Raw genomic sequence first — 22,989 nt, 5'->3', positions numbered from 1 at the left:
GCTCCCCCTCACCCGATCCGGGACGCGACCGCGCCCAGGTCGCGCAGCATGTTCTCGGCCATCGGCCCGGACCGCCGGCCGGCGGCCATCCGCGCCAGCTCGTTGCCGATCAGCTGCCGGTTGAGGTCCAGGAACGTCAGCGGCTCCAGCCGGCCGGCGACCGCCTCGTCGAGCATCCGGCGCAGCGACGCCTTGGTGATGGCACGGCCGCCGAGCCCGGCGATGACGGTGGACACGTGTTCCGGCACCACCGCCATGCGGACGTTGGCGGTGACGATGCCGCCGATGCCGACCGCGAGCGCCTTCTCCAGCACCACAACGTGGTGTGCGTCGCCGACGGCGGCGCGCACGGCGTCCAGCGGGAACGGACGGAAGCTGGTGATGCCCAGGACGCCGATGCGCACGCCGTCGCGACGCATCTCATCGACTGTGTCCTTGATGGTGCCCAGCACCGAACCCAGCGCCATGACGACGGTGTCCGCGTCGTCGGTGCGGTACGGGTGCACCAGGCCGCCCGAGTTGCGGCCGAACGCCTCGGCGAACCGGGCGGCGACGTCCGGGATCAGCTCCAACGCCTGCATCTGACGCGCGTGCGCCAGGTACCGAACCTCCGTGAACGCCTCCGGACCGACCATCGCGCCGATCGACACCGGGTCGGCCGGGTCGAGGACCTGGCGCGGCTCGTAGGGCGGCAGGAACGCGTCGACCTCCTCCTGCGTGGGCGTGTCGACCTGCTCCCAGGCGTGGGTGAGGACGAAGCCGTCCATGCACACCATCACCGGCAGGGACAGCTCCTCGGCGATCCGGAACGCCTGCACGTGCAGGTCGGCCGCCTCCTGGTTGGTCTCGGCGTAGAGCTGGATCCAGCCGGAGTCGCGCTGGGACATGCTGTCGCTGTGGTCGTTCCAGATGTTGATCGGCGCGCCGATCGCCCGGTTCGCCACCGTCATCACGATCGGCAGCCCCAGTCCGGACGCGTTGTAGACGGCCTCCGCCATGTACAGCAGCCCCTGGCTCGCGGTCGCCGTGTACGCCCGCGCGCCGACCGCCGAGGCCCCGATGGCCACCGACATCGCGGCGAACTCCGACTCGACGGTGACGAACTCGCAGGGCGCCAGCCGGCCCGACTTCACGTGCTCCGCCAGCGCCTCGACGATGTGTGTCTGCGGCGAGATCGGATACGCGCACACGACTCCCGGCCGGCACAGCGCGACCGCGTCCGCCACGGCGCGGGATCCCTCAACCTGCCTGAGCATGCCGCAGCTCCTCCTGCTCGGCCCGGACGAACTCGTAGGCGGCGGTCGCCGCCGCGATGTTGCCGGCGGCCACCGGACCGGTGAAGCGCCGGCCGATCGCCGTCGTCACCGACTCCAGCGACACCAGGCCGCTCAGCGCCGCGAACCCGCCCAGCAGCACGGCGTTGGGCACCGGCCGGCCGACGTGCTCCAGCGCCAGCTCCGTCGCCGGCACCACCAGCAGCCGCTCGCGCCGGAAGTCCCGGACGAACTCGCCGATGCCCAGCTCGTCGAAGCCGCGCGCGGAGTTCACCAGCAGGTAGCCGTCGGGCCGCAGGCCGTCGAAGACCTGAACCTGGTGCAGCAGCGTGACGTCCTGGATGATCACCGCGTCCGGCCGCACCACCGGCTCCCGGGACCGGATCGTGTGGTCGTCGATCCGGCAGAACGCCACCACCGGCGCCCCGGTCCGCTCGGAGCCGAAGCTCGGGAACGCCTGGGCGTGGCGCCCCTCCAGGAAGGCCGCCACCGACAGCAGTTCGGCGGCCGTCACCACTCCCTGGCCGCCGCGACCGTGCACACGCACTTCGAACATGTCCCCAGCCTCCCGGCCCGGCGTCCCGGCCAGGCAGGGACGAAAGGCATCACCGGCAGGGTGGAAGTTCCCGAGTCAGCGTTCGGCCCGATCCTCAGGCCACAGCGACGTCCAACACGAACTCCCGGACCCGACCGGCCGGATCGAGCATCGTGAACACGCGGAACGGCGTCTTGTCCCGGACGCCGACCGCGAACGTGCACTGCCCCTCGAAGTAGCCGGCGAACCGGATCGCCCGCAGGCTCGTCCAGGACGCCAGCTGGCTGACCGGATACAGCTGGTCGCCGACTCCCGCCAGCACCGGCCCGGACCCGTCCGCACCGCGCTCGACCGCGCGCACCACGACCTCCAGCGTCGCGCCGCCCCGCACCGGCAGCGGGTCGCCCTTGGCGTCGGAGTACACCATCGGCACGTAGCCGACGGTGTAGCCGACCGGAGCCGGCCCGTCGACGTCGAAGACGATCCGGTCGTAGCAGTCGTGCCGGCCGATCCGCACGGCCACGAGCCGCGACTGCGACATCTCGCTCCGGTACGCCATCCCGGTGCCCCACTGGCCGCCCGCCGGGCAGTTGGTGGTCGCGGTGGTGGTCCGGGGGTCGTCGGAGTGGGCGTGCCGGTCGTCGGTGTCGCAGCCGCACTGGTCGTGGCCGTGGTCGTCGAGACGCTTGTCGTCGGGGCAGATGCCGGACGGCCGCCGCATGCCGTCAGCGCTGCGACCGCCATCAGCGCGGCGGCGAGGATTCCTGTGGTTCTGCGAAGCATGATGGCCACCTCCCGCCATCTGTGGTCAAATCCAGCCGCGCAGCTCCCGCGCGGCGGCCCGGTGCCAGGTCCGCGGCCACAGCACCCGCAGCCGCGCGCGTTCGGCGCGTTCGATCGCGATCAGCTCACCGGCGGCGACGCGGCCCTCGGGCGTGACGTCGGCGGTGGCCCGCAGCCATCCCTCCGCCACCACGGTGTCCTGGTGGTCTCCGAGGACGGTCTGGATGTCGGCGATGGCGCCGGCGAACCGGTGCGCCGGCTCGCCGATCACCGGCGCGACGGCGTCCGCGGCGTAGCGGCAGCGCTTGGCCAGGATGCGGATCGCGTGCAACTCGGCGTCGGTCGGCTCGTCGCCGGCCGCACGAACGGCGTGCGCCAGCCGACGCCAGGCGTGGCCGACGAGTTCGGGCGCATGCTTGCGGGCGGAGCGGGCATCGACCGCCGCGAAACGCGGATTGCGGGCGGCGTCCACGAGCGAGTCCAGCAGTGTCGCGTAGCGGTGACTGCGCAGCGCGGCCAACAGGTCGCACCGGGCGGTATTCGACTCCTCCGCGAGCCGGGCCAGCAGCGCCCCGACTCCCACGTCGTCGACGTCGGGCAGCTGTGTCGCCTCCCGGCGCAGCCGTTCCCCGAGGACGTCACGGTCGCGCACCACGCCGGCCCGGTCACAGAGCCACCGCAGCTCGTCCCGGAGCACCGTCACCCACGCCCCGTCGAGGAAGCCGATGAAGGTTCGCAGGTCGGCGCGCAGACGCCGGGTGCCGACCCGGAACTGGTGCACGTGCTCGGGATCCTCGCCGAGCCGCACGCCGGCATCGTGGCGGACGATCCGTTCCACCGAGGCGGCGACCGCATGCCGGACGAGTTCGAGCATGCCCGCGTCCACTCCCATCTCCGGCACCACCACGTCGGCCGGCTGGCGCGCCCGCTTGCCGAGGGCGCGCAGCAGCTTCGGGGTCGGCGGCCCCGGCTGGCAGCCGGCGACGACCAGTTCGGCCACCACCGCGTCGGCCAGGCCAATGTCACCGGCGGTGAGCTCGACCTCCACCTCCCGGAACCGCCGCGGCTCGTTCATCTGGTCATGTCCGATGACGACGTCGTCCGCGACCTCCACCTCGTCGCCGCCGGCCCGCACGACGACGGTCCGCCGGTCGGTGTCGACCTCGCCGACCTCGACCAGTCGCTCCGTCCGCAGGTACCCGCGCACGAGGTCGATCGCCTTGTCGGGCACGATGTCCGGGGTGCCGGCGAAGTCGATCTCGCGGCGGACGACGCGGGTTGCATTCACACCCAACGGAATTTTGAGTGTCCACACGGGAGTATCGTCGCCGGTGCGGTGTCGCAGTGTCACGCCGGCGCGGGCCAGCCGCAGGTCGGCGGCGTCGTAGTAGCGGGCGACCAGCGTGCGGTGCGGGGCCTGTTCGGCGACCGCACCGTCCACGACACCGGTCAGGTCGGGCAGTTCGAACTCGGGCGGTGCGCCGAGCTTCGACTCCCGTTCGACCGTCATCTCAGGCTCCGGCCTTCACGGGCTGCCGACCGTTCGCCGCGACGGACGCCTCGACCTGCGCCGGCTGCTCGGATGTCTTCTCGAAGAACCGCAGCAGCTCGACCGGGAACGGCATCACCAGTGTGCTGTTCTTCTCCGCCGCCACGTCGACCACCGTCTGGAGCAGCCGCAGCTGCAACGCGCTCGGCGTGCCGGCCATCCGCTCGGCGGCCTCGGCCAGCCGGCTGGAGGCCTGGTACTCGCCCTCGGCGGCGATGACCCGGGCGCGGCGCTCGCGCTCGGCCTCGGCCTGCCGCGACATCGACCGCTTCATGCCCTCGGGCAGCGTGACGTCCTTGACCTCGACGCGTTCGATCCGCAGCCCCCACGGCTGTTCGGTGGGCGCGTCGATCACCGACTTCAGCTCGGAGTTGATCTCCTTGCGGTCGGACAGCAGTGTGTCCAGGTCGAACTCGCCGATCACGGTCCGCAGCGAGGTCTGGGCGACCTGGAGCACCGCCCGCGGGTAGTCCTCGACACGGATGATGGCCTTGACCGGGTCGACGACCCGGAAGTACACCACGGCGTCCACGGTCAGGGTCACGTTGTCCTTGGTGATCGCGCCCTGCGCAGGGATGCCCAGCACCACCGTGCGCATGGACACCTTCACCATGCGGTCCACGAACGGGATGATGAACCGCAGCCCCGGCTCCCGGACGCCCGGCAGCAGTCGGCCGAACCGGAAGACGACACCCTCCTGGTACTGCTGCACGAGCCGCATCGACCCGCCGACCAGAAGGATCAGCACGAAGACAGCCAGGAACACTATCGCCAGCACCATGGCCGGTCACTTCCCTTCCGACGGGTTCCTCTCCCCCGACGGTAGGTCGGCGAGCGGCTTCCGTTGCAGGGCAGCAGGAACCGGCGCGGCAGGGCCCTTGGTCACCGTCCGGTGAGCGGCACTCGCCACCGCACCAGCGTGCCGCCTTCGGGCAGCGCGGAGACGCTGACGCTGCCGCCGGCGGACCGGGCGCGCTCGGCCATGTCCCGCAGGCCGTTTCCGTCGGCGCCGTCCTGGATGCCGACGCCGTCGTCGGCGACCTCCATGTCGAACTCCTCGTCGGCGGTCACCGACACCGACACCGCATGCGCACGGCTGTGCCGCACGACGTTCGACAGCGCCTCGGTCAGCACGACGACCGCGTGTTCGGCGACCACCGCCGGCACCGCCGAGTCCACGGTGCCGTGCATCCGGGTGGTAGGAGTGAGCTCGGTGTTGTCGGTCGCCTGCACGACGACGTCGAGCAAACGGCCGCGCAGTCGCTGTGGCTCGGCGGCGTTCTGGAGGTCGTAGACAGACGTGCGGATGTCGGCGATGACCTGGTCGATCTCCTTGACCGACTCGCCGACCCGCCGCGCCCCGGTGCCGCCGACGGCCGGGATCACGCCCTGTAGCCGCAGGCCGACCGCGAACAGCCGCTGGATGACGTTCTCGTGCAGCTCCTGGCCGATCCGGTCGCGATCGGAGACGACGTCGAGCCGGCGCTGCATGTGCTGCTTCACGGCCAGTTCGAGGGCCAGCGACGCCTGGCTGCCGAAGAACGCCAGCAGCGGCAGCTGCTCGTCCAGGAACGCCGCTTTCTCCTTGCCGCGCAGCACCAGCAGCACGCCGGCGATGTGGTGGCCGGACCGCATGGTGACGGCCATCGAGTGCTGGTGGCCGGCCAGCGCGGCGGCCAGCGCGGTCTCGCCGCGGTGTCCGGCCAGATCAGTCTCGATCATCGCCGACCCGCTGGTGACGACGTCGCCGATCAGCGGGTCGTCACGGGATATCACCCGTCCGAGCACGGCGCGGTCGACGTCGCCCACCACGGCCTGCACCACGCGGCGGTCCCGGTGGGCGTCCGGCGTCAGCAGCACCAGGGCTGCGTCCGCCGCGGTCAGTTCGACCGCGCGACGGGCCACCAGCTCCAGCGCCTTGTCCTGGTCCATGCCGGACAGCAGGTCGGTGGTCAGCTCGGTGAGCGCCTCCAGCCAGCGCTGCCGCTGTCGGGTCTGCTCGAACATGCGGGCGTTGTCCACGGCGATGCCGGCGGCGGCGGCCAGCGCCTGCACCACCACCTCGTCGTCCTCGGTGAACTGGCCGCCGCCGCGCTTGTCGGTCAGGTAGAGGTTGCCGAAGACGGTGTCCCGGATGCGGACCGGCACGCCCAGGAACGTCCGCATCGGCGGGTGGCGCTCCGGAAAGCCGACGGACTCGGGGTGCGCCCCGATACTCGGCAGCCGCAGCGGTCGCGGATCGGCGATGAGCTTGCCCAGCAGCCCGTGGCCGGTCGGCAGTGGGCCCATGCTCGCCACGGTGGCCTCGTCGAGGCCGATGGTCAGGAAGTTGGCGAGTTTTCCGTCCCCGCCGAGCACCCCCAGCGCGCCGAACTCGGCGTCGACGAGGTTCACGGCCGCCTGCACGATCTGATGCAGGGTCTCGTCGAGGTCGAGTCCGGTCGAGACGGCCATCACGGCGTCGAGCAGGCCCTGCACCTGGGTCTTCGCCACCGACAGCTCGGCCACATATGAGGAGAGCTCGGCGACGAGTTCGTTGAGACGCAGGCGCGAAAGGTCCACATCAGGCTCCCTGCTGAACCCGGATCGACCTGTCCTGTCTAAACCGCGCCGCGTGCCCAGGCAAGGGGCCGTGAGCCCTACGCCCCGACGCCGACGGGGTCCGAGGTCCCGGCGCGCGGTGGCCTTGGGCACTCCTACCAGGCATTTCCCGTTCCTACGGTGGAACGCATGACGGACGCGATCTCCGCGTCGGGCCTGCGCAAGCATTTCGGCCGGACGCGTGCACTCGACGGCCTCGACCTGCGTGTGCGCACGGGCGAGGTCCACGGCTTCCTGGGGCCCAACGGGTCCGGAAAGACCACGACGCTGCGCATTCTGCTCGGCCTGCTGCGGCCGGACGGCGGCACGGCCACGGTGCTCGGCGGCGACGCCTGGCGCGACGCGACCAGCCTGCACCGCCGTCTGGCCTACGTGCCGGGCGAGGTCGCGCTCTGGCCGAATCTGACCGGCGGCGAGGTGATCGACCTGCTCGACCGGTTGCGCGGACGAAGCAATCCCGGGCGGCGCAAGGAACTTCTGGAACGATTCGACCTGGACCCGACGAAGAGGACGCGCGCCTACTCCAAGGGCAACCGGCAGAAGGTGGCGCTCGTCGCGGCGTTGGCCAGCGACGTCGAACTGCTGCTGCTGGACGAGCCGACTGCCGGCCTGGACCCGTTGATGGAGGCGGAGTTCCGGGCGTGCGTGGAGCAGGAACGGGATCGCGGCCGGACGGTGCTGCTGTCCAGCCACATCCTGTCCGAAGTGGAGGCTCTCTGCGACCGCGTGAGCATCATTCGCGACGGTCGTGTCGTCGACTCCGGCACGCTGTCCGATCTGCGCCACCTGACGCGGACCGCCATCACCGCCGAGCTCGCCGGGCCGCCGAACGGGTTGAGCACGCTGCCCGGCGTGCACGACCTGGACGTGCAGGGCGACCGGGTGCGGCTGGAGGTGGACAGCGACAAGCTCGACGCGGTGCTGGCCAGCCTGACCAGCACCGGCGTGCGCAGCCTGACCAGCCAGCCGCCGACGCTGGAGGAGCTGTTCCTGCACCACTACGCGGTGCGGCCGTGACCGGCGTGTGGCCGCTGGTGCGCCTGGCGCTGCGCCGCGACCGTGTGATGATCCCGGTCTGGATCGCCGCGCTGGTCGGCATGTCGGTGACCTCGGTGCTCGGCACGGTCGGGCTGTATCCGGACGCCGCCTCACGGACGGCGGCCTCGGCCGGCATCAACGGCGTCCCGTCGCTGGTGGCGCTGTACGGCCGGATCTACGACCCGGCCTCGCTCGGGGCGCTGTCGATGATCAAGATGGACGGCCTCGGCACGGCCTTCGTCGCGATCCTCGGCCTGCTGCTGGCCGTTCGCCACACCCGAGCCGAGGAGGAGGCCGGGCGGCTGGAGCTGGTCGGCGCGGGCGTGGTCGGCCGCTACGCGGCACTGACGGCGGCGCTGATCGTCGCCGTCGGCACCAGCCTGGCGCTCGGCGTCGTCACGGCGCTGTCGCTCATCGCCTGCGGCCTGCCGGTCGCCGGCTCGTTCGCCTTCGGCGCCGCCTGGATGGGCGCGGGCATTGCCTTCGCCGGAATCGGCGTGCTGGCGGCCCAGCTGACCCGAAGCCCGCGCTCGGCCAACGCGATCGGCGTGGTGGCTCTAGGCGCGGTGTACCTGCTGCGGGCTGTCGGCGACACGCGGGGCCCGGAGTGGCTGTCGTGGCTGTCCCCGATCGGGCTGAGCCAGCAAATTCGACCGTTCGCGGGCGAACGATGGTGGGTGTTCCTGATCCTGGCCGGCATCGCCGCGGTCTTCTCGGCCGGCGCGTACGTCCTGCACGGGCGTCGCGATCTTGGCACCGGACTGCTGCCCGACCGAGCGGGCCCGGCCCACGCGGACAGGCTGTTACACGGACCGCTGGGCCTGGCCTGGCGCCTGCACCGGGGCTCGGTGCTCGGCTGGGCGGCGGCGTTCTTCGTACTCGGGGCGGTCTGCGGGAGTATCGCCCACAACCTCGGCGGCCTCGCGACCACCCCGCAGGTGAAGGCGATGTTCGAAGCCCTGGGCGGGGAGCAGGGCCTCACCAACGCGTTCCTCGCGGCCGAGCTGAGCATCGGCGGCATCACCGCCGCCGTGTACGGCATCCAGGGCGCGATGCGCCTGCACAGCGAGGAGACCTCGCTGCACATGGAGTCGCTGCTGTCCACCGGCGTCAGCCGCGTCCGCTGGGCGCTCAGCCACATCGTGGTCGTCGCCCTCGGCTGCACGGTGCTGCTCCTCGCGATGGGCCTGGGCGCCAGCCTGACCGACGGCCGCATGCTGCTCGGCGCGGCGCTGGCGCAGCTGCCGGCGACGCTCGTGCTGGTCGGCATCACCGTGGCGGCGTTCGGGTTCGTGCCGAGGTTCTCGGCGCTCGGCTGGGCCGCGCTGGTGGCGTTCGTGCTCGTCGGCGAGCTCGGCCCGCTGCTGCGACTCAGCCACTGGGTGATGGATCTGTCGCCGTTCACCCACCTGCCCAAGCTTCCCGGCGGTGTCGTCACCGCCACCCCGCTCGTGTGGCTGTCCGTGGTCGCGGTCGGCTTCGCGGCGGCCGGACTGGCGGCTTTCCGTCAGCGGGACATGTCATGACCACGGATTGGAGAACGCCATGAAGGCCGCCGTCGTGCCCGAACTCGGCGCACCGCTGGAGATCCGCGACCTGCCCGTGCCGCGGCCCGGCCACGGCCAGGTGCTGGTGCGGATGATCGCGTGCGGGGTCTGCCACACCGACATCCACGCCGCCCGCGGCGACTGGCCGGTCAAGCCGCACGCGCCGTTCGTGCCCGGCCACGAGGGCGTGGGCATCGTGGACGCGGTCGGTGAGGGCTGCACGCTGCGGCAGATCGGCGACCGGGTGGCCATCGCGTGGCTGGGCTCGGCCTGCGGGAGCTGCTCGTACTGCGTGTCCGGTTGGGAGACGCTGTGCGAGGCCCAGCAGAACAGTGGTTACAGCGTGGACGGCGCCTACGCCGAGTACGCCGTCGCCGACGAGCGTTTCGTGGTGCCGGTGCCCGACGGCGTGTCCGCCGTGGACGCGGCCCCGCTCACCTGCGCCGGCGTGACGACGTTCAAGGCGGTGAAGGTCGCCGACATCCAACCGGCGGAGAAGGTCGCCGTCTTCGGCATCGGCGGCCTCGGGCACCTGGCCATCCAGTACGCGCGGCTGCGCGGCGCCGAGATCATCGCCGTCGACGTGACCGAGGAGAAGCTGGAGGTCGCCGAGGAGGCCGGCGCGGACCGGCTGGTCAACGCGGCCACGCAGCCCGCGGCGGAGACAATCGCGGCGCTGGGCGGCGCGGACGTCACCATCGTGCTGGCGGCCGCGCCGGACGCGTTCGAGCAGGCGTTCCGGTCGCTGCGCCGGGGCGGCCGGCTGATCTGCGTCGGCCTGCCGGCCGGCGGCACGATCACCCTGCCGATCTTCGACGTGGTGCTGCGGGGCCTCACCGTGAAGGGCTCCATCGTCGGCACCCGGCAGGACCTCGCCGACGTGTTCGAGCTGCACGCCGCCGGTCGCACGAAGATCATTTCCGAGACCCGCGAGCTGGAGGAGATCAACGACGTGTTCGCCGAGGTGCTCGGCGGACGGGTGCCGGCGCGGGTCGTCCTGGAGTTCTGAGGAGGAGACCATGGTTTCCGTACTGGTGGGCTACGCCAGCGCGCACGGCTCCACCGAGGAGATCGCCGGCCGGATCGCGGACCGCCTCGCGGTCGACGACATCCACGTCGACCTGCGACGGATGACGGACGTGCGCGAGATCGGCGGCTACGACGCCGTCGTCCTGGGCAGCGCCGTCCACAACCAGCGGTGGCTGCCGGAAGCGGCAGCGGCCGTCAAGCGGCTCCGGTCCGAACTCCTGGACAAACCGCTGTGGGCGTTCAGCGTCGGCATGCCCGGCGCGCTACCCCGCGCCCTGCGATCCCTTGCCATGCGCGAGGAGGCTGAGATCCGCGGGCTCGACCTCGAATCACTGCACCCGCGTGACCACCACCTGTTCACCGGCGTCATCCGACCCGAGCACCTGCCGTTGTTCGGCCGCGTGGTGATGCGCGTGATGGGCGTGCGGTTCGGCGACTTCCGGGACTGGGCGGAGATCGACCGGTGGACCGACGAGGTCGCCGCCGCGCTGCACGGCCACCAGGTCGCGACATGACCGAAGCCGCGGTCCGCGAGACGCACTGCGCCACCGTCTTCTTCACCGGCGACCGCGCCTACAAGGTGAAGAAGACGGTGGACCTCGGCTTCCTGGACTTCACCACGGCGCAGGCCCGGCGCGCAGCGTGCCACCGCGAGGTGCGGCTCAACCGCCGCCTCGCGCCCGACGTGTACCTCGGCGTCGCCGAGGTACACGATCCGGCCGGCGAGCCATGCGAATGGATCGTCGTCATGCGGCGGATGCCGGCGGAGCGGTCCCTGTCGCGGCTCGTGGTCGACGGCGTGCCCGTGCACGACGAGTTGCGGCAGGTCGCCCGCCTGATCGCGGCGTTCCACGCCACCGCCAAGCGCGGTCCGGAGATCGACCGGGTGGCGCTGTTGGAAGGCCTGCGCGAGCGGTGGACGGCCAACCTGACGGAGATGGTGCCGTTCCGGAACGGCCCGCTGGACGCCGCCGTGCTCGCGGAGATCACCGACCTGGTCAACCGCTACCTCGCCGGCCGCCAGCCACTGCTGGCCGCCCGCGCGCAGGCCGGCGTCGCCTGCGACGGGCACGGCGACCTCATCGCCGACGACATCTTCTGCCTGCCGGACGGCCCCCGCGTGCTGGACTGCCTCGAGTTCGACGACCGGCTGCGCTGGGTCGACTCGCTCGACGACGCCGCTTTCCTCGCGATGGACCTGGAACGGCTCGGCCGGCCGGACCTCGGCGCGTGGTTCCTGGACTGCTACGCGGAGTTCTCCGGCACCGAGCGCTGCGTGTCGCTCGAGCACCACTACATCGCATACCGGGCGGTCGTGCGGGCCAAGGTCGCCTGTCTGCGGCACGCCCAGGGCGTCGCCGGTCAGGACGAGCAGGCGCGGCAACTGGCCGACCTGGCGCTGCGGCACCTGCGCCAGGCCGAGCCGAGGCTGGTCGTCGTCGGCGGCCGGCCGGGCGCCGGGAAGTCCACAGTGGCCGGTCGGCTGGCCGACGAACTCGGCGGCGTGCTGGTGCAGTCCGACCGGGTCCGCAAGGAGATGGCCGGCATCTCGCCGGAGACCAGCGCCGCCACCGGCTGGCAGGAAGGCATCTACAGCGCCGCCGGCACCGAGCACACCTACCGCGAGATGCTGCGGCGCGCCGAACTCCTGCTGGGGCGCGGCGAAACCGTGGTGCTCGACGCCAGCTGGCGTCGGGCTGCGCACCGGGAGCAGGCCCGGGCCGTGGCTGCCGGCACGTCGAGCCGCATGGTCGAGCTGCTGTGCCGGGCGCCGGACGAGCTCGCCGACACGCGGATCGGGCGGCGGGCACGAACCTCGCACTTCTCCGACGCCACCGCGGAAATCGCGGCGACCATGGTGCGGGAGTCCGACCCGTGGCCGGAGGCGGAGATCGTGGACACGACCGCGCCAGCCCGGTGAACGGGCCGGCGCGGTCGTGCCGGGAGGTCACTTGTGATCCGTCTTCTTCTCCTGCTTCTCCTTGTACGCCACCGCCCCGAGGTAACGGGCCAGCGGGTCGCCATGCGTCGTCTTGGCCGTGGGCTCCGCCTTGAGCTCGTCGCGAGCCTCCGTCGCGGCCTTGGCGGACTCGGCGTTCGTCATCTCGCCCACCTCCTTCCCCACCAGATCGTCCCGCTCGTCCCGGTCGGGCCGCAGGTGCCGAAAGCCCCGCTCCCCCACGTCCTTGCGGCCCTTCGGAACCCGAATCCGCCTCCCTACCGTCGTGGTCATGACCAACGTGCAGGATCTGCTCGCCGACGCCGTGGGATCGGCCAATGCGGTGCCCGGCGCGGATGCCTCCCCCGACTACTCCCGTGACGAGTCGCTGACGTGCACGCCGCAGACGCCGGCCTTCGTGGTGCGGCCCGGCTGCACCGCCGAGGTCGCCGCGGTGCTGCGGGTCGCCGGCCGCGAGGGAATCCCCGTGACGGCAAGGGGATCCGGGACGAGCCTGGCCGGCGCGGCGATCGCCCGGCCGGACGGCATCCTGGTGTCGTTCGAACGGATGAACGCCATCCTCGAGATCGACGAGGCCAACCAGGTGGCGGTGGTGCAGCCGGGCGTCACGTTGACCGAGCTGGACGCCGCCACGGCGGCGCACGGCCTGATCTACCCGGTGCATCCCGGGGAGATGGGGGCCACGGTCGGCGGCAACCTGGCGACCAACGCCGGCGGCATGCAGGCCGTCAAGTACGGCGTGACCCGGCACAACGTGCTCGGGCTGGAGGCCGTGCTGGCCACCGGCGAGGTCATCCGCGCGGGCGGCCGATTCGTCAAGAACAGCACGGGATACGACCTCACCCAATTGATCGCCGGCTCGGAGGGAACGTTGGCGCTGGTGACGCAGCTGATCCTGCGCCTGCGGCCGCGCCTGCCCCACCAGGCGGTCGTCCTCGCGCCGTTCGCCGACGCGCACGAACTGACGCTGGCGGTGCCGCGACTGCTGGCGACGGGCATCGACCCGGTGGTTCTGGAGTACGTGGACGCGCTGACGATGGCGGCCCTCGCCCACGCCGAGGACATGGCGTCCGCGGTGCACGAGTCGGCGCAGGCGTACCTGATCGTCGAACTGGAGTCGCGTACCGCCGAACGCCTGGCCGAGGACGTCGTCGAGGTAGCGGAATTCCTTGCCGCACAAGGAGCCGCCGATGTCTACCCACTGGATCGGGCGACCGGTCGGCGCCTGCTCCGGGCACGGGAACGGGCCCTGCACACGTCGAAGGCGGCAGGCGCGAACGACCTGCTCGACACGGTCGTGCCCCGCGCGGCGATGCCGGACTTCCTCGCCGAGGTGCAGCGCCTCGCCGCCGACACCGGCTCGTACGTGATCGGCTGCGGCCACGCGGGCGACGGCAACGTACATCTCTCGGTCTTCCAGCCGGATCCGGAGACCCGGCAGCAGCTCATGACGTCCGTGCTCAGGGCGGGCATCGCGGCCGGCGGCAGCATCTCCGGCGAGCACGGCATCGGCGTGGACAAGCGCGTGTACTTCGACGCGTTGGAGGATCCCCTGCGGACGGATCTGATGCGCCGCATCAAGCACGCGTTCGACCCGGCTGGCATCCTCAACCCGGGCGTGTTGTTCGAGCCGGCGGGAGCGATGCGATGAACGGCGCGGAGACGGTGCTGCGGACACTGGTCGCGTCCGGGGTGGACGTGTGCTTCGCCAATCCCGGCACCTCCGAGATGCAGTTCGTGGCCGCGCTGGACGAGGTGCACGGCATGCGGGGCGTGCTGGGCCTGTTCGAGGGCGTGGTGACCGGCGCGGCCGACGGCTACGGCCGGATGGCCGGCCGTCCCGCCGCGGCACTGCTGCACCTCGGGCCCGGCCTGGGCAATGGCCTGGCGAACCTGCACAACGCCCGCCGCGCGAGCACCCCGGTCGTGGTGGTCGTCGGCGACCACGCCGTGGACCACCTGAAGTTCGACCCGCCGCTGGCCTCGGACATCGACGCCGTCGCCGGAACGGTGTCGGCGTGGGTGCGCCGCGCGCATGTGGCGACGGACCTGGGCCGCGACACGGCAGCGGCCGTCGCCGCCTCGATGAACGCCCCCGGTCACGTGGCGACGCTCATCGTGCCGGCCGACCTCGGCTGGTCCGAAGCCCGCAACGTGGGTCAGCCGGTGCCGGCGACCACCGCACCCGTGGTGGCCGAGGTGACCGTCTCGGCGATCGCGAAGATCCTCCAGTCCGGCGAGCCGTGCACGCTGCTGCTCGGCGGCGGAGGCACGCGTCGACGGGCGCTGCTGGCCGCGCAGCGCATCGCCGCGGCGACGGGTGCGCAGCTGCTGTGCGAGACCTTCCCGGCGCGGCTGGAGCGTGGCGGCTCGCTGCCGGCGGTGGAGCGTCTCGGCTACTTCGCCGAGCAGGCCGGCGCGCAACTCTCCGGCGTGCGGCACCTGGTGCTGGCCGGCGCACGGTCACCGGTGGCGTTCTTCGCCTACCCCGGCAAGCCCGGCAGCCTCGTGCCGCCGGAGTGCGAGCAGCACGTGCTCGCCACCGATCACGAGGATGTCACCGAGGCATTGGAGCACCTCGCCGATCTCGTGTGGACCGACACGCCGCTGCCGCCGTCCGGGCCCCGGGTCTCCGCGCCGACCGGGCCGCTCAACGCCCAGTCGATGGCCGCGGCGATCGGCGCGACCCTGCCGGACGGTGCGATCGTCGTCGACGAGGCGAACACGTCCGGGCTGTTCCTGCCCGCCGCCACCGCATCCGCCCCCGAGCACGACTGGCTCACGCTCACCGGCGGTGCGATCGGCCAGGGCCTGCCGGTGGCGACCGGCGCGGCGGTCGCGTGCCCGGACCGTCCGGTGCTGTGCCTGGAGTCCGACGGCAGCGCCATGTACACGATCTCCGCGCTGTGGACGCAGGCGCGGGAGGGGCTGGACGTCACCACCGTCATCCTCGACAACGGCTCGTACGCGATTCTCAACATCGAGCTGGCCCGCACCGGCACCACCACGCCCGGTCCCCGGGCGCAGGAGATGCTGTCGCTCGCTCCGCCGCACCTCGACTTCGTCTCGCTGGCGGTCGGCATGGGCGTGCCGGCCAGCCGCGCCCTGACCGCCGACGAGCTCGTCGCCGAGCTGCGGCTGGCCCAGGCCGAGCCCGGCCCCCACCTGATCCACGCCGTGCTCTGAGGGCCGGAAGTCCCTGCCCCACCGGGAATCCCGCCACTGCCACCGGGACCAGGCCCATCCATAGCCTTGACCCGTAAGGCATCCACGACACCGGGAGCCCGTCATGCGCACGACGTTCCACCAGGAACTGGAAACAATCGACGAGAAGCTGATCGGGATGACGCAACTGGTGCAGTCGGCCATGGGGCGGGCCACGACCGCGCTGCTGGAGGCCGACGACGTCACCGCCCGCGAGGTGATCAGCGACGACAACACGGTCGACGCGCTGCGGCGTGAGATCGACGAGCACATCCTCCGCGTGCTGGCGACCCAGCAGCCCGTCGCCGGCGACCTCCGCACGCTGGTCGCCGGCCTGCGGATGGACCGCGACCTCGAGCGCATGGGCGATCTGGCCCGGCACATCGCCGAGATCGCCGCCGAGGACGCGCCCCGCGACGCCGTGCCGATCCAGCTGCACGGGATCGTGCACTCCATGAACCGGGTCGCGCTGCACCTCGCCGAGCAGGTCAAGGAGGCCATCGCCTTCCGTGACAGGGAATCCGCCGCCGAACTCGAGCGTGAGGACGACGAGATGGACACCCTCCACGCCGCCCTCTACAAGGAACTGCTGGCCAGCGCGCTGCCCATGCAGACCGCCCTCGACCTCGCGCTGCTCGGCCGGTACTACGAGCGCTACGCCGACCACGCCGTCGCCATCGCCGAGAGCGTCCGCTTCGAGGCGGCTGCGTCGGCATGAGCCGCCGCTGGAAGGACCTCACGCCGGGCCAGCGCCGCTGGATCGTGCTGCTCGGCACCGTTCAGCTCACCCTGGCCGCCTTCGCGTGGACCGACCTGGCGCTGCGGCCGGCCGAGGTCGTCAACGGCCCCAAGCGCCGATGGGCCTGGCTCATCGCCGTCAACTTCGTCGGCCCGCTGGCCTACCTGCGCTGGGGCCGCCGCCTCTACTCGGACGAGAAGCGCTGAACCCTCACGGCACCAGGACGGCGGCGCCGTCGACGCGGTCGCCGGCCAGGTCGGTCAGGGCGCGGTCGGCCTGGTCCAGCGGGTACGGCGTCGTCGTCACGTGCAGGCGGTGCTGGGCGGCGAAGGCCATGAAGTCGGCGCCGTCCTGACGGGTGTTGGCGGTGACGCTGCGCAGCTGCCGTTCCTGGAACAGGTGCCGCTGGTAGTTCAGCACCGGGATGTCGGACAGGTGGATGCCGGCGACGGACAACGTCCCGCCGCGATCGAGGGCGGCGAGGGCCGGCAGCACGAGGTCGCCGACGGGGGCGAACAGGATGGCGGCGTCCAGCGGTTCGGGCGGCATGGCGTCGGCGGCGCCGGCGGAGGCGGCGCCGAGGCTCAGGGCCAGTTCACGGGCGGCGGGGCTACGGGTGAGCACATGCACGGTGGCGCCGCGTGCGAGCGCGACCTGAGCGGCGAGGTGGGCGCTGGCACCGAAGCCGTAGATGCCGAGGCGGCCGCCAGCCGGCAACTCGGCGCGCTCCAGCGCGCGGTAGCCGATGATGCCCGCACACAGTAGCGGCGCAAGCTCGGCGTCCGAGTAGCCGACGGGCAGGCGGTAGGCGTACGCCTCGGGCACAACGGTGTAGTCGGCGTAGCCGCCGTCGGCGTCCCAGCCGGTGTACCGCGAGTTCGGGCACAGGTTCTCGGCTCCGCGCTGGCAGTAACGGCACTGGCCGCAGGTGTGCCGCAGCCACGCGATGCCGATCCGCTCCCCCACGGCGAACCGCGAGCCGGCCGACGCGACCTCGCCGACCACCTCGTGCCCCGGCACGACCGACGGACGGTGCACGTCCAGGTCGCCCTCGGACACGTGCAGGTCCGTCCGGCACACACCGCAGGCCAGCACGCGGACGAGCACCTCGCCGGCGGCCGGCTCGGGTCGGGGCTCCTCCGACAGCCCCAGCGGCCCGGTGGCCATCGGTCCCGGTCGGGTCACACGCCACGCCCTCATGCTCATCTCCTCTGACAGAGTTCCGCGAACACCTCGTCGAAGCTGGCGGGCATCTCCGACAGCGTGCCACCGACCCCGTCGAGCGCCTCGGCGACAGCGGCCGTGTCGGAGCCGGTCACCCGAAGATCGCGGCCATGCAGCGAGACGGCCTGCTGATCAGCCCCGGCACCATGATCACCGAGGTCGTCAGGTCGGGGTTGAACAGCACCTCCACCCGCAGCCGCGCGGCGTTCCGCCGGCCGACAACGCCCGGGCGGCGAACAGATCGGTGCCGTCCACCAGGACGCGCACCGACCTGTCGGCCGCCGTCCAGCAGCAACGGGATCGCGATGAGCATCGCCAGCATCCGCCGGTCCCGGCGCAGCTGGTGGAACTCCTTCGCGGCGGTGGCCCACATCTCCGGCTCAGCCGGCGCGTTCGGTGTTCAGGGCGTCGGCGCAGGCCCGTAACAGCGCCGGTGTGCACACGGCGGCCATGTGCGGGTTCATCCCGCGCGGGATCGCCGGTTGCCGGCCCGGGTCCTCGTGCACGAACACGACCTGGCGCCGGGCGCGGACCCCGCACACCGCGCCGTACTCGCGGGCGGTCAGCTCGGGGTCGTCGGCTCGCACGTCGACCAGGACGCCGGCCGGATCCCTGCCGTCGAGCGGGCATCCGCCGCCCGGCGCGACCGCCACGCACGCCGCGCCGTCGTTGTGGCACGTGCTGACCCGGCAACCCAGTTCACGCAGCTGGGCAACGAGCCGGCTGGAGCAGCCGGCCCGGGACTCGGTCACCAGGACGTGCACGGAACTCACCTCGCGGTCGTGGCCGACGTCTCGATGTGGGCGTCCGGGCCGGGGAAGATGATCGCCTCGTGGTCGTTCTCGGTCCACCGCACGACGTAGGGCGGCTCGCCGTCCGCGCCGTGCACCTCCGTGATCAGCCCCCGCCGGGACGGCACGTCCAGCGTCGCCGACTTGATCACCAGCCAGTCACCGGGTTTCGCGTGCACAGCTCCTCCTCCAAGGTCAGCGGGCCGACAGCTGGGCCCATTCCAGATCGATCGCGGCGAACTTCCGGTGGTCCGTACGCCAGCGGACGACCAGGTACACCGCCAACAGCAGCCCCTCGGCGCCGGCCGCGCCGACCGCACCCGCGGTGAGCCCGTTGACCACTGCGTCGTCGGGAGTCATCGGCGTGGCGGCGATACCGCCCTGGCCGTCAAGCCAGACCGGCACGCTCGTGCCGGCGGCCAGCCCCGCGGCCTCCACGGTACGACCGGTGCGAGTGACGCCCGTCTGGTCGGTGTAACGCACCTGCACCGGCATGCTCAGCACGGTGCTGCCAGGGGCGGCGACCGAACTGTCGAGCATCACTCCGGTCGTGGCGTGCAGCTGTGACATCTGCTGCGCGGACGTCGCCAGATCGGACTCCGCGACCGTCAGTCCGAATGCGACACCGCCGAGGGCGATCGCGGCGCTGAACAGCCACGCCAGCACGACGAGCAGGCCCTCGACGCGGTCGACCGGGCGTCGCAGCGTGTTGCGGCCCCAGCCGATCCGGCGGACCAGTCCCAGCAACGGGTCATGCCGCGAGTACCTGCGCATCGTCTTGTCCCTTCCGGCTAGTTCAGCGGCTCGACACGAGCATCGCCTCAGCGCCGCCGCCTCCCCAGAGTCGTTGGCCGTCGCAGGTGGTCCCGTGCCGACAGGGACTTCCGACCCCGTCGTACGCGCCGGATGGCGGCCAGCGCGGGGCCTTCTCCTCTGCGTCCCGCGCCCCGCCGAGGAGTCCGATGGAGGGGCAGGACCACCGAGGAGGAAAGGAGGCCGAGATGGTTACGCCGGCCCGCAGGCAGCACGGCCTGCTGCCGGACCTGATCGACTGGGCCGAGTCCTTCCCGTCCATGTTCGGGTTCCGGCCGGCGTCGGGCATCCAGGGCATCCGGGTCGAGGACTTCGTCGAGGACGGCATGTACGTCGTGCGCGCCGAACTGCCGGGCATCGACCCGGGCAAGGACGTCACGATCACCGTCGACGACCGGCTGCTGACGATCAGCGCCGAGCGCTCCGAACAGACGACCGAGAAGAACCGCTCCGAGTTCCGGTACGGCTCCTTCTCGCGCGCCGTCGCGCTGCCCGCCGACGCCAAGGAGGAGGACATCAAGGCCAGCTACGCCAAAGGAATCCTCACCGTGAGGGTGCCCGTGGACGAGACGGCCAAGGTCCACCGCAAGATCGAGATCGAGACCGGGGACGAGAGCTGACGTCCCCACGTCGTGGCCGCCGCCGGGGGCGGCGGCCACGGCACGCGGCGCGTCGGCGGAAGGAGAAGTACGGTGAAACACCGAGAGATCAGCACCGTGATGACTGCCGACGTGGCCGTCGTGCGCGGCGACACCCCCTTCAAGAACATCGTCGCCCTGATGGCCGAGAACCACATCAGCGGCGTGCCCGTGATCACCGAGGACCAGCGCGTGGTGGGCATCGTGTCGGAGACCGACCTGCTGCGCGGCACCAGCGAGCACCACCGGCCGTTCTTCGCCGGCGGCCGGCACGGCTACGACCCGCACACCGTCGCCGCCGAGATGATGACCTCGCCGGCGGTGTGCGTGCACCCCGACACGACGGTCGCGCACGCGGCGAAACTCCTCGCCGAGGAGGGCGTCCACCGGATGCCGGTGGTCGACGCGGAGGGCCGCCTGGTCGGCATCGTGACCCGCCGCGACGTGCTGCGGGTGTTCCTGCGCTCCGACCAGGAGCTGCGCGAGGAGATCCTCGCCGAGGTCTTCGGCCGCACGCTGTGGATGGACCCGACCGAGGTGTCCGTCGAGGTGACCTCTGGCATCGCGACCCTGCGCGGCCAGGTCGAGACGAAGGCGCTGGTGGACATCGCCGGCTCGCTGACCCGCGGCGTCGACGGCGTCGTGGACGTCCGCAACCACCTGACCTACGAGCGTGACGACGGCCGCATCGATCGCGCGCACGGCAAGTTCGTGGAGTTCGACCACGAACCGCTCAAGCCGGTGCCGCACCACGGAGGCGCGTCGTGATGCCCTGGTACTACAACGGCCCCACCTGGTTGATGCCGCTGACGATGGCCATCGGCATGGCCGTGTTCTGGGGCGGGCTGGTGACGGTGGTCGTGCTGGTGCTGCGGCGCTACGGCCCGCAGCACCGCTCCTCCGGAGCCGAGCAGGTGCTGGCCGAGCGGCTGGCCCGCGGCGAGATCGACGACAAGGAATACACCCGCCTGCGCGACATCCTGCGCACACACTGAAGGAGCTGGCATGTCGCGCTACGTGAGGAACTTCGGCGAACTCGGCAGGAGCGACACCGCCATCGCCGGCGGCAAGGGCGCGAACCTGGGCGAGCTGACCCGGGCCGGGCTGCCGGTGCCGGCGGGCTTCGTGGTGACCGCGCAGGCGTACCTGGACTCGCTCGACCGCGGCGGCCTGCGGGCCGAGATCGACGAGGCCTTCCGCGCGGCGCTGGCGGTGTCGCAGTCGCCCGAGTTGACGGCCGCCTGCGAGCGGATCCAGGCGCTGGTCCGCAAGGCCGGCGTCGCCGACGACGTCCGGGCGGAGATCGAGGCGGCCTACCACCAGCTCGGCGACCACGCCGAGGTGGCGGTCCGGTCGTCGGCGACCTCCGAGGACACCGCCGGCACCTCGTTCGCCGGCATGAACGCCACCTACACCAACTGCCACGGCATCCACGACGTGCTCACCCGCCTGATCGACTGCTGGGCCTCGCTGTTCGGGCCCCGGGTGGTGGCCTACCGCGCCAGCACCGGACTGGACGAGGAGCCGGCGATCGCCGTCGTCGTGCAGCTGATGGTCGATTCCGCCCGGTCGGGCGTGGCGTTCACCGCCGACCCGTCCACCGGCGACCGCGGCCGGATCGTCATCGAGGGCGCGTACGGCCTGGGCGAGGTCGTCGTCAGCGGCGCGGTCGAACCGGACACCTACGTCGTCGCCAAGCAGGGGCCGCGTCTGCTGCACGCCCGCACCGGGCACCAGACGCACAAGATCGTGCGCGGCCCGGACGGCCACGACCTGCGCATCGACCTCGACGCGCAGACCGGCGCGAGCCGGGTGCTGACCGATGACGAGGCGATCGAGCTGGCCCGCCTGGCGCTGCGGGTGGAGGAGCACTACGGCAGCCCGCAGGACATGGAGTGGGCCATCGCCGACGGGCAGACCTGGCTGGTGCAGTCCCGCCCGATCACCACCCTGCACGAGGACCAGGCCGCCGGCTCCGAGCTGGTCACCGGCCTGGCGGCGTCGCCGGGCCGCGCCGTCGGCCGGGTGCGCCGGCTGGCCGGCCCGGACGAGGGCGACCGGTTCCTGGACGGCGAGATCCTCGTCGCCGTCATGACCACCCCGGACTGGGTGCCGACCATGCGCCGCGCCGCCGCGCTGGTCACCGACGGCGGCGGCATGACCTGCCACGCCGCGATCGTCGCCCGCGAGCTGGGCGTGCCGTGTGTCGTCGGCACCCGCAACGCCACGGAGGTGCTGCGCGACGGCGAGACCGTCACCGTGGACGGCGCGGCCGGCAAGGTGTTCGCCGGCCGGCTGGAGCCCGCCGCGCACACCGTTCCGCAGATCACGCCGATGACGGTGCCGGCCGTGGAGACGTTGGCCACCAAGGTGTACGTCAACCTGGCGATGCCCGAGCACGCCGAGGAAGTGGCGGCGATGCCGGTCGACGGCGTGGGCCTGCTGCGGGCCGAGTTCATGGTGACCGACGCGCTGGACGGGGAGCACCCGCGCGCGCTGCTGTCCCGGGACGGCGGCAGCGAGAAGTTCACCGCGCGGATGACCGAATCCCTGCTGCGGGTCACGCGGGCGTTCGCGCCGCGGCCGGTGATCTACCGCGCGATCGACTTCCGCACCAACGAGTTCCGCCACCTGGCCGGCGGCGCCGACTTCGAGCCGGTCGAGGACAACCCGATGATCGGTTACCGGGGCTGCTACCGGTACGTCCGCGAGCCCAAGCTGTTCGCGCTGGAGCTGTCCGTGCTGGCCAAGGTCCGCGAGCAGACGCCGAACCTGCACCTGATGATCCCGTTCGTGCGGACGCTGTGGGAGCTGCGCGCGTGCATGGCCGCGATCGACGCCAGCCCGCTGGGCCACGACCGCCGGCTGCACCGCTGGGTGATGGCCGAGGTTCCCTCGGTGGCGTACTGGATTCCCGAGTACGCCAAGCTCGGCGTCGACGGCATCTCCATCGGCAGCAACGACCTGACGCAGCTGGTGCTCGGCGTCGACCGCGACTCCGAGATCTGCTCGGAGCTGTTCGACGAGGCCGACCCGGCCGTGCTGGACACCATCGAGCGCATCATCACCGCCGCCCGCGAGAACGGCATGACCACCTCGCTGTGCGGGCAGGCACCGTCCACCAAGCCGGGTTTCGCCGAGCAGCTGGTGCGCATGGGCATCACGTCGGTCTCGGTGAACCGGGACGCGCTCGCCGCGACCCGGTCCGAGATCGGCTCGGCCGAGCGCCGCCTGCTGCTGCGGTCGGCGCGAGAGAGGTGAGCA

Annotated in this window: 25 protein-coding genes; 13 read left to right on the top strand and 12 right to left on the bottom strand. The window is 72.1% G+C overall.

Annotated features, from left to right (window positions below):
- Positions 1 to 8: 8 nt before the first annotated feature.
- The 6 genes from BCF44_RS42845 to BCF44_RS42820 all read right to left on the bottom strand — a co-directional run bounded on the left by BCF44_RS42845 (position 9) and on the right by BCF44_RS42820 (position 6,703).
- Positions 9 to 1,256: a pyruvate ferredoxin oxidoreductase gene (locus BCF44_RS42845; RefSeq protein ID WP_116180245.1), complete on the bottom strand. Its 1,248-nt coding sequence runs from the start codon at positions 1,254 to 1,256 to the stop codon at positions 9 to 11.
- Entirely contained in the window at positions 1,240 to 1,830 is a 591-nt protein-coding gene (locus BCF44_RS42840) for a 2-oxoacid:acceptor oxidoreductase family protein (RefSeq protein WP_116180244.1), read from the bottom strand. The genes BCF44_RS42845 and BCF44_RS42840 overlap by 17 nt, the downstream gene beginning before the upstream one ends.
- Before the next feature lie 94 nt (positions 1,831 to 1,924).
- The gene (locus tag BCF44_RS42835) at positions 1,925 to 2,530 is read right to left on the bottom strand and encodes an AMIN-like domain-containing (lipo)protein (RefSeq protein WP_116180243.1); all 606 of its coding nucleotides are present in this window, start codon (positions 2,528 to 2,530) and stop codon (positions 1,925 to 1,927) included.
- A gap of 87 nt (positions 2,531 to 2,617) precedes the next feature.
- A complete protein-coding gene (locus tag BCF44_RS42830; RefSeq protein WP_116180242.1) occupies positions 2,618 to 4,102 on the bottom strand; it encodes a CYTH and CHAD domain-containing protein in 1,485 nt (494 codons plus the stop codon).
- A gap of 1 nt (position 4,103) precedes the next feature.
- Positions 4,104 to 4,922: a slipin family protein gene (locus BCF44_RS42825; RefSeq protein ID WP_116180241.1), complete on the bottom strand. Its 819-nt coding sequence runs from the start codon at positions 4,920 to 4,922 to the stop codon at positions 4,104 to 4,106.
- A 101-nt stretch (positions 4,923 to 5,023) separates the two neighbouring features.
- Entirely contained in the window at positions 5,024 to 6,703 is a 1,680-nt protein-coding gene (locus BCF44_RS42820; protein WP_246016137.1) for a sensor histidine kinase, read from the bottom strand.
- Positions 6,704 to 6,871: 168 nt separating this feature from the next.
- On the opposite strand from BCF44_RS42820, the gene BCF44_RS42815 reads away from it, so the two are divergent.
- Genes BCF44_RS42815 through BCF44_RS42795 form a run of 5 tightly spaced genes read left to right on the top strand, consistent with a single transcriptional unit; the run spans position 6,872 to position 12,277 of the window.
- Positions 6,872 to 7,759 carry an ABC transporter ATP-binding protein gene (locus BCF44_RS42815; protein ID WP_116180341.1) on the top strand — a complete coding sequence of 296 codons (888 nt, stop codon included), beginning with the start codon at positions 6,872 to 6,874 and terminating at the stop codon, positions 7,757 to 7,759.
- Positions 7,756 to 9,306, top strand: a complete 1,551-nt coding sequence (locus BCF44_RS42810) for an ABC transporter permease (protein ID WP_211353485.1) — start codon at positions 7,756 to 7,758, stop codon at positions 9,304 to 9,306. The genes BCF44_RS42815 and BCF44_RS42810 overlap by 4 nt, the downstream gene beginning before the upstream one ends.
- Before the next feature lie 19 nt (positions 9,307 to 9,325).
- Positions 9,326 to 10,336, top strand: coding sequence for an alcohol dehydrogenase AdhP (adhP, locus tag BCF44_RS42805; protein ID WP_116180240.1), 1,011 nt, complete (start codon positions 9,326 to 9,328; stop codon positions 10,334 to 10,336).
- Between the two features lie 10 nt (positions 10,337 to 10,346).
- Complete coding sequence (locus BCF44_RS42800) at positions 10,347 to 10,871, top strand: flavodoxin domain-containing protein (protein ID WP_116180239.1); 525 nt, start codon at positions 10,347 to 10,349, stop codon at positions 10,869 to 10,871.
- Entirely contained in the window at positions 10,868 to 12,277 is a 1,410-nt protein-coding gene (locus BCF44_RS42795; RefSeq protein ID WP_116180238.1) for a bifunctional aminoglycoside phosphotransferase/ATP-binding protein, read from the top strand. The genes BCF44_RS42800 and BCF44_RS42795 overlap by 4 nt, the downstream gene beginning before the upstream one ends.
- Positions 12,278 to 12,304: 27 nt before the next feature.
- Here BCF44_RS42795 and BCF44_RS42790 read toward each other — a convergent pair whose 3' ends face one another.
- The gene (locus tag BCF44_RS42790) at positions 12,305 to 12,589 is read right to left on the bottom strand and encodes a hypothetical protein (RefSeq protein ID WP_147328854.1); all 285 of its coding nucleotides are present in this window, start codon (positions 12,587 to 12,589) and stop codon (positions 12,305 to 12,307) included.
- Between BCF44_RS42790 and BCF44_RS42785 the strand changes: the two genes are divergently transcribed.
- The 4 genes from BCF44_RS42785 (at position 12,588) to BCF44_RS42770 (ending at position 16,465) form a co-directional block, all read left to right on the top strand.
- Entirely contained in the window at positions 12,588 to 13,967 is a 1,380-nt protein-coding gene (locus BCF44_RS42785) for an FAD-binding oxidoreductase (protein WP_116180236.1), read from the top strand. The genes BCF44_RS42790 and BCF44_RS42785 overlap by 2 nt on opposite strands.
- Positions 13,964 to 15,502, top strand: a complete 1,539-nt coding sequence (locus BCF44_RS42780) for an acetolactate synthase large subunit (RefSeq protein ID WP_116180235.1) — start codon at positions 13,964 to 13,966, stop codon at positions 15,500 to 15,502. The genes BCF44_RS42785 and BCF44_RS42780 overlap by 4 nt, the downstream gene beginning before the upstream one ends.
- 103 nt (positions 15,503 to 15,605) lie before the next feature.
- Positions 15,606 to 16,238, top strand: coding sequence for a phosphate signaling complex protein PhoU (gene phoU / locus BCF44_RS42775; protein WP_116180234.1), 633 nt, complete (start codon positions 15,606 to 15,608; stop codon positions 16,236 to 16,238).
- Positions 16,235 to 16,465 carry a PLDc N-terminal domain-containing protein gene (locus BCF44_RS42770; RefSeq protein ID WP_116180233.1) on the top strand — a complete coding sequence of 77 codons (231 nt, stop codon included), beginning with the start codon at positions 16,235 to 16,237 and terminating at the stop codon, positions 16,463 to 16,465. The genes phoU and BCF44_RS42770 overlap by 4 nt, the downstream gene beginning before the upstream one ends.
- A 4-nt stretch (positions 16,466 to 16,469) precedes the next feature.
- On the opposite strand, the gene BCF44_RS42765 is transcribed toward BCF44_RS42770, so the two are convergent.
- The 5 genes from BCF44_RS42765 to BCF44_RS42745 form a co-directional block, all read right to left on the bottom strand.
- Positions 16,470 to 17,459 (bottom strand): zinc-binding alcohol dehydrogenase family protein, encoded by a 990-nt coding sequence (locus BCF44_RS42765; RefSeq protein ID WP_116180232.1) that lies wholly within the window; start codon positions 17,457 to 17,459, stop codon positions 16,470 to 16,472.
- A gap of 115 nt (positions 17,460 to 17,574) precedes the next feature.
- Positions 17,575 to 17,856 (bottom strand): hypothetical protein, encoded by a 282-nt coding sequence (locus BCF44_RS42760; protein WP_116180231.1) that lies wholly within the window; start codon positions 17,854 to 17,856, stop codon positions 17,575 to 17,577.
- A 7-nt stretch (positions 17,857 to 17,863) separates the two neighbouring features.
- Positions 17,864 to 18,247 carry a hypothetical protein gene (locus BCF44_RS42755; protein ID WP_147328853.1) on the bottom strand — a complete coding sequence of 128 codons (384 nt, stop codon included), beginning with the start codon at positions 18,245 to 18,247 and terminating at the stop codon, positions 17,864 to 17,866.
- 5 nt (positions 18,248 to 18,252) lie between these two features.
- A complete protein-coding gene (locus tag BCF44_RS42750) occupies positions 18,253 to 18,453 on the bottom strand; it encodes a DUF1918 domain-containing protein (protein ID WP_116180229.1) in 201 nt (66 codons plus the stop codon).
- A 16-nt stretch (positions 18,454 to 18,469) separates the two neighbouring features.
- Positions 18,470 to 19,048 (bottom strand): Rv1733c family protein, encoded by a 579-nt coding sequence (locus BCF44_RS42745; protein ID WP_147328852.1) that lies wholly within the window; start codon positions 19,046 to 19,048, stop codon positions 18,470 to 18,472.
- 227 nt (positions 19,049 to 19,275) lie between these two features.
- Here BCF44_RS42745 and BCF44_RS42740 point away from each other — a divergent pair, with 227 nt between their 5' ends.
- From BCF44_RS42740 to ppsA, 4 genes are all read left to right on the top strand, one after another.
- Positions 19,276 to 19,707 carry an Hsp20/alpha crystallin family protein gene (locus BCF44_RS42740; RefSeq protein WP_116180227.1) on the top strand — a complete coding sequence of 144 codons (432 nt, stop codon included), beginning with the start codon at positions 19,276 to 19,278 and terminating at the stop codon, positions 19,705 to 19,707.
- 72 nt (positions 19,708 to 19,779) lie between these two features.
- A complete protein-coding gene (locus tag BCF44_RS42735) occupies positions 19,780 to 20,493 on the top strand; it encodes a CBS domain-containing protein (protein ID WP_116180226.1) in 714 nt (237 codons plus the stop codon).
- A complete protein-coding gene (locus BCF44_RS42730) occupies positions 20,490 to 20,720 on the top strand; it encodes an SHOCT domain-containing protein (protein ID WP_379798407.1) in 231 nt (76 codons plus the stop codon). Before BCF44_RS42735 ends, BCF44_RS42730 begins: the two co-directional genes overlap by 4 nt.
- Positions 20,721 to 20,730: 10 nt before the next feature.
- Complete coding sequence (gene ppsA, locus BCF44_RS42725; protein ID WP_116180225.1) at positions 20,731 to 22,986, top strand: phosphoenolpyruvate synthase; 2,256 nt, start codon at positions 20,731 to 20,733, stop codon at positions 22,984 to 22,986.
- Positions 22,987 to 22,989 lie beyond the last annotated feature (3 nt).

This window comes from Kutzneria buriramensis (genome assembly GCF_003387475.1).
In the GTDB taxonomy this organism is placed as follows: Bacteria; Actinomycetota; Actinomycetes; order Mycobacteriales; family Pseudonocardiaceae; genus Kutzneria; species Kutzneria buriramensis.
The sequence above is the reverse complement of the archived record's forward strand: the minus strand, read 5'-3'. Positions and strand labels throughout refer to the sequence as shown.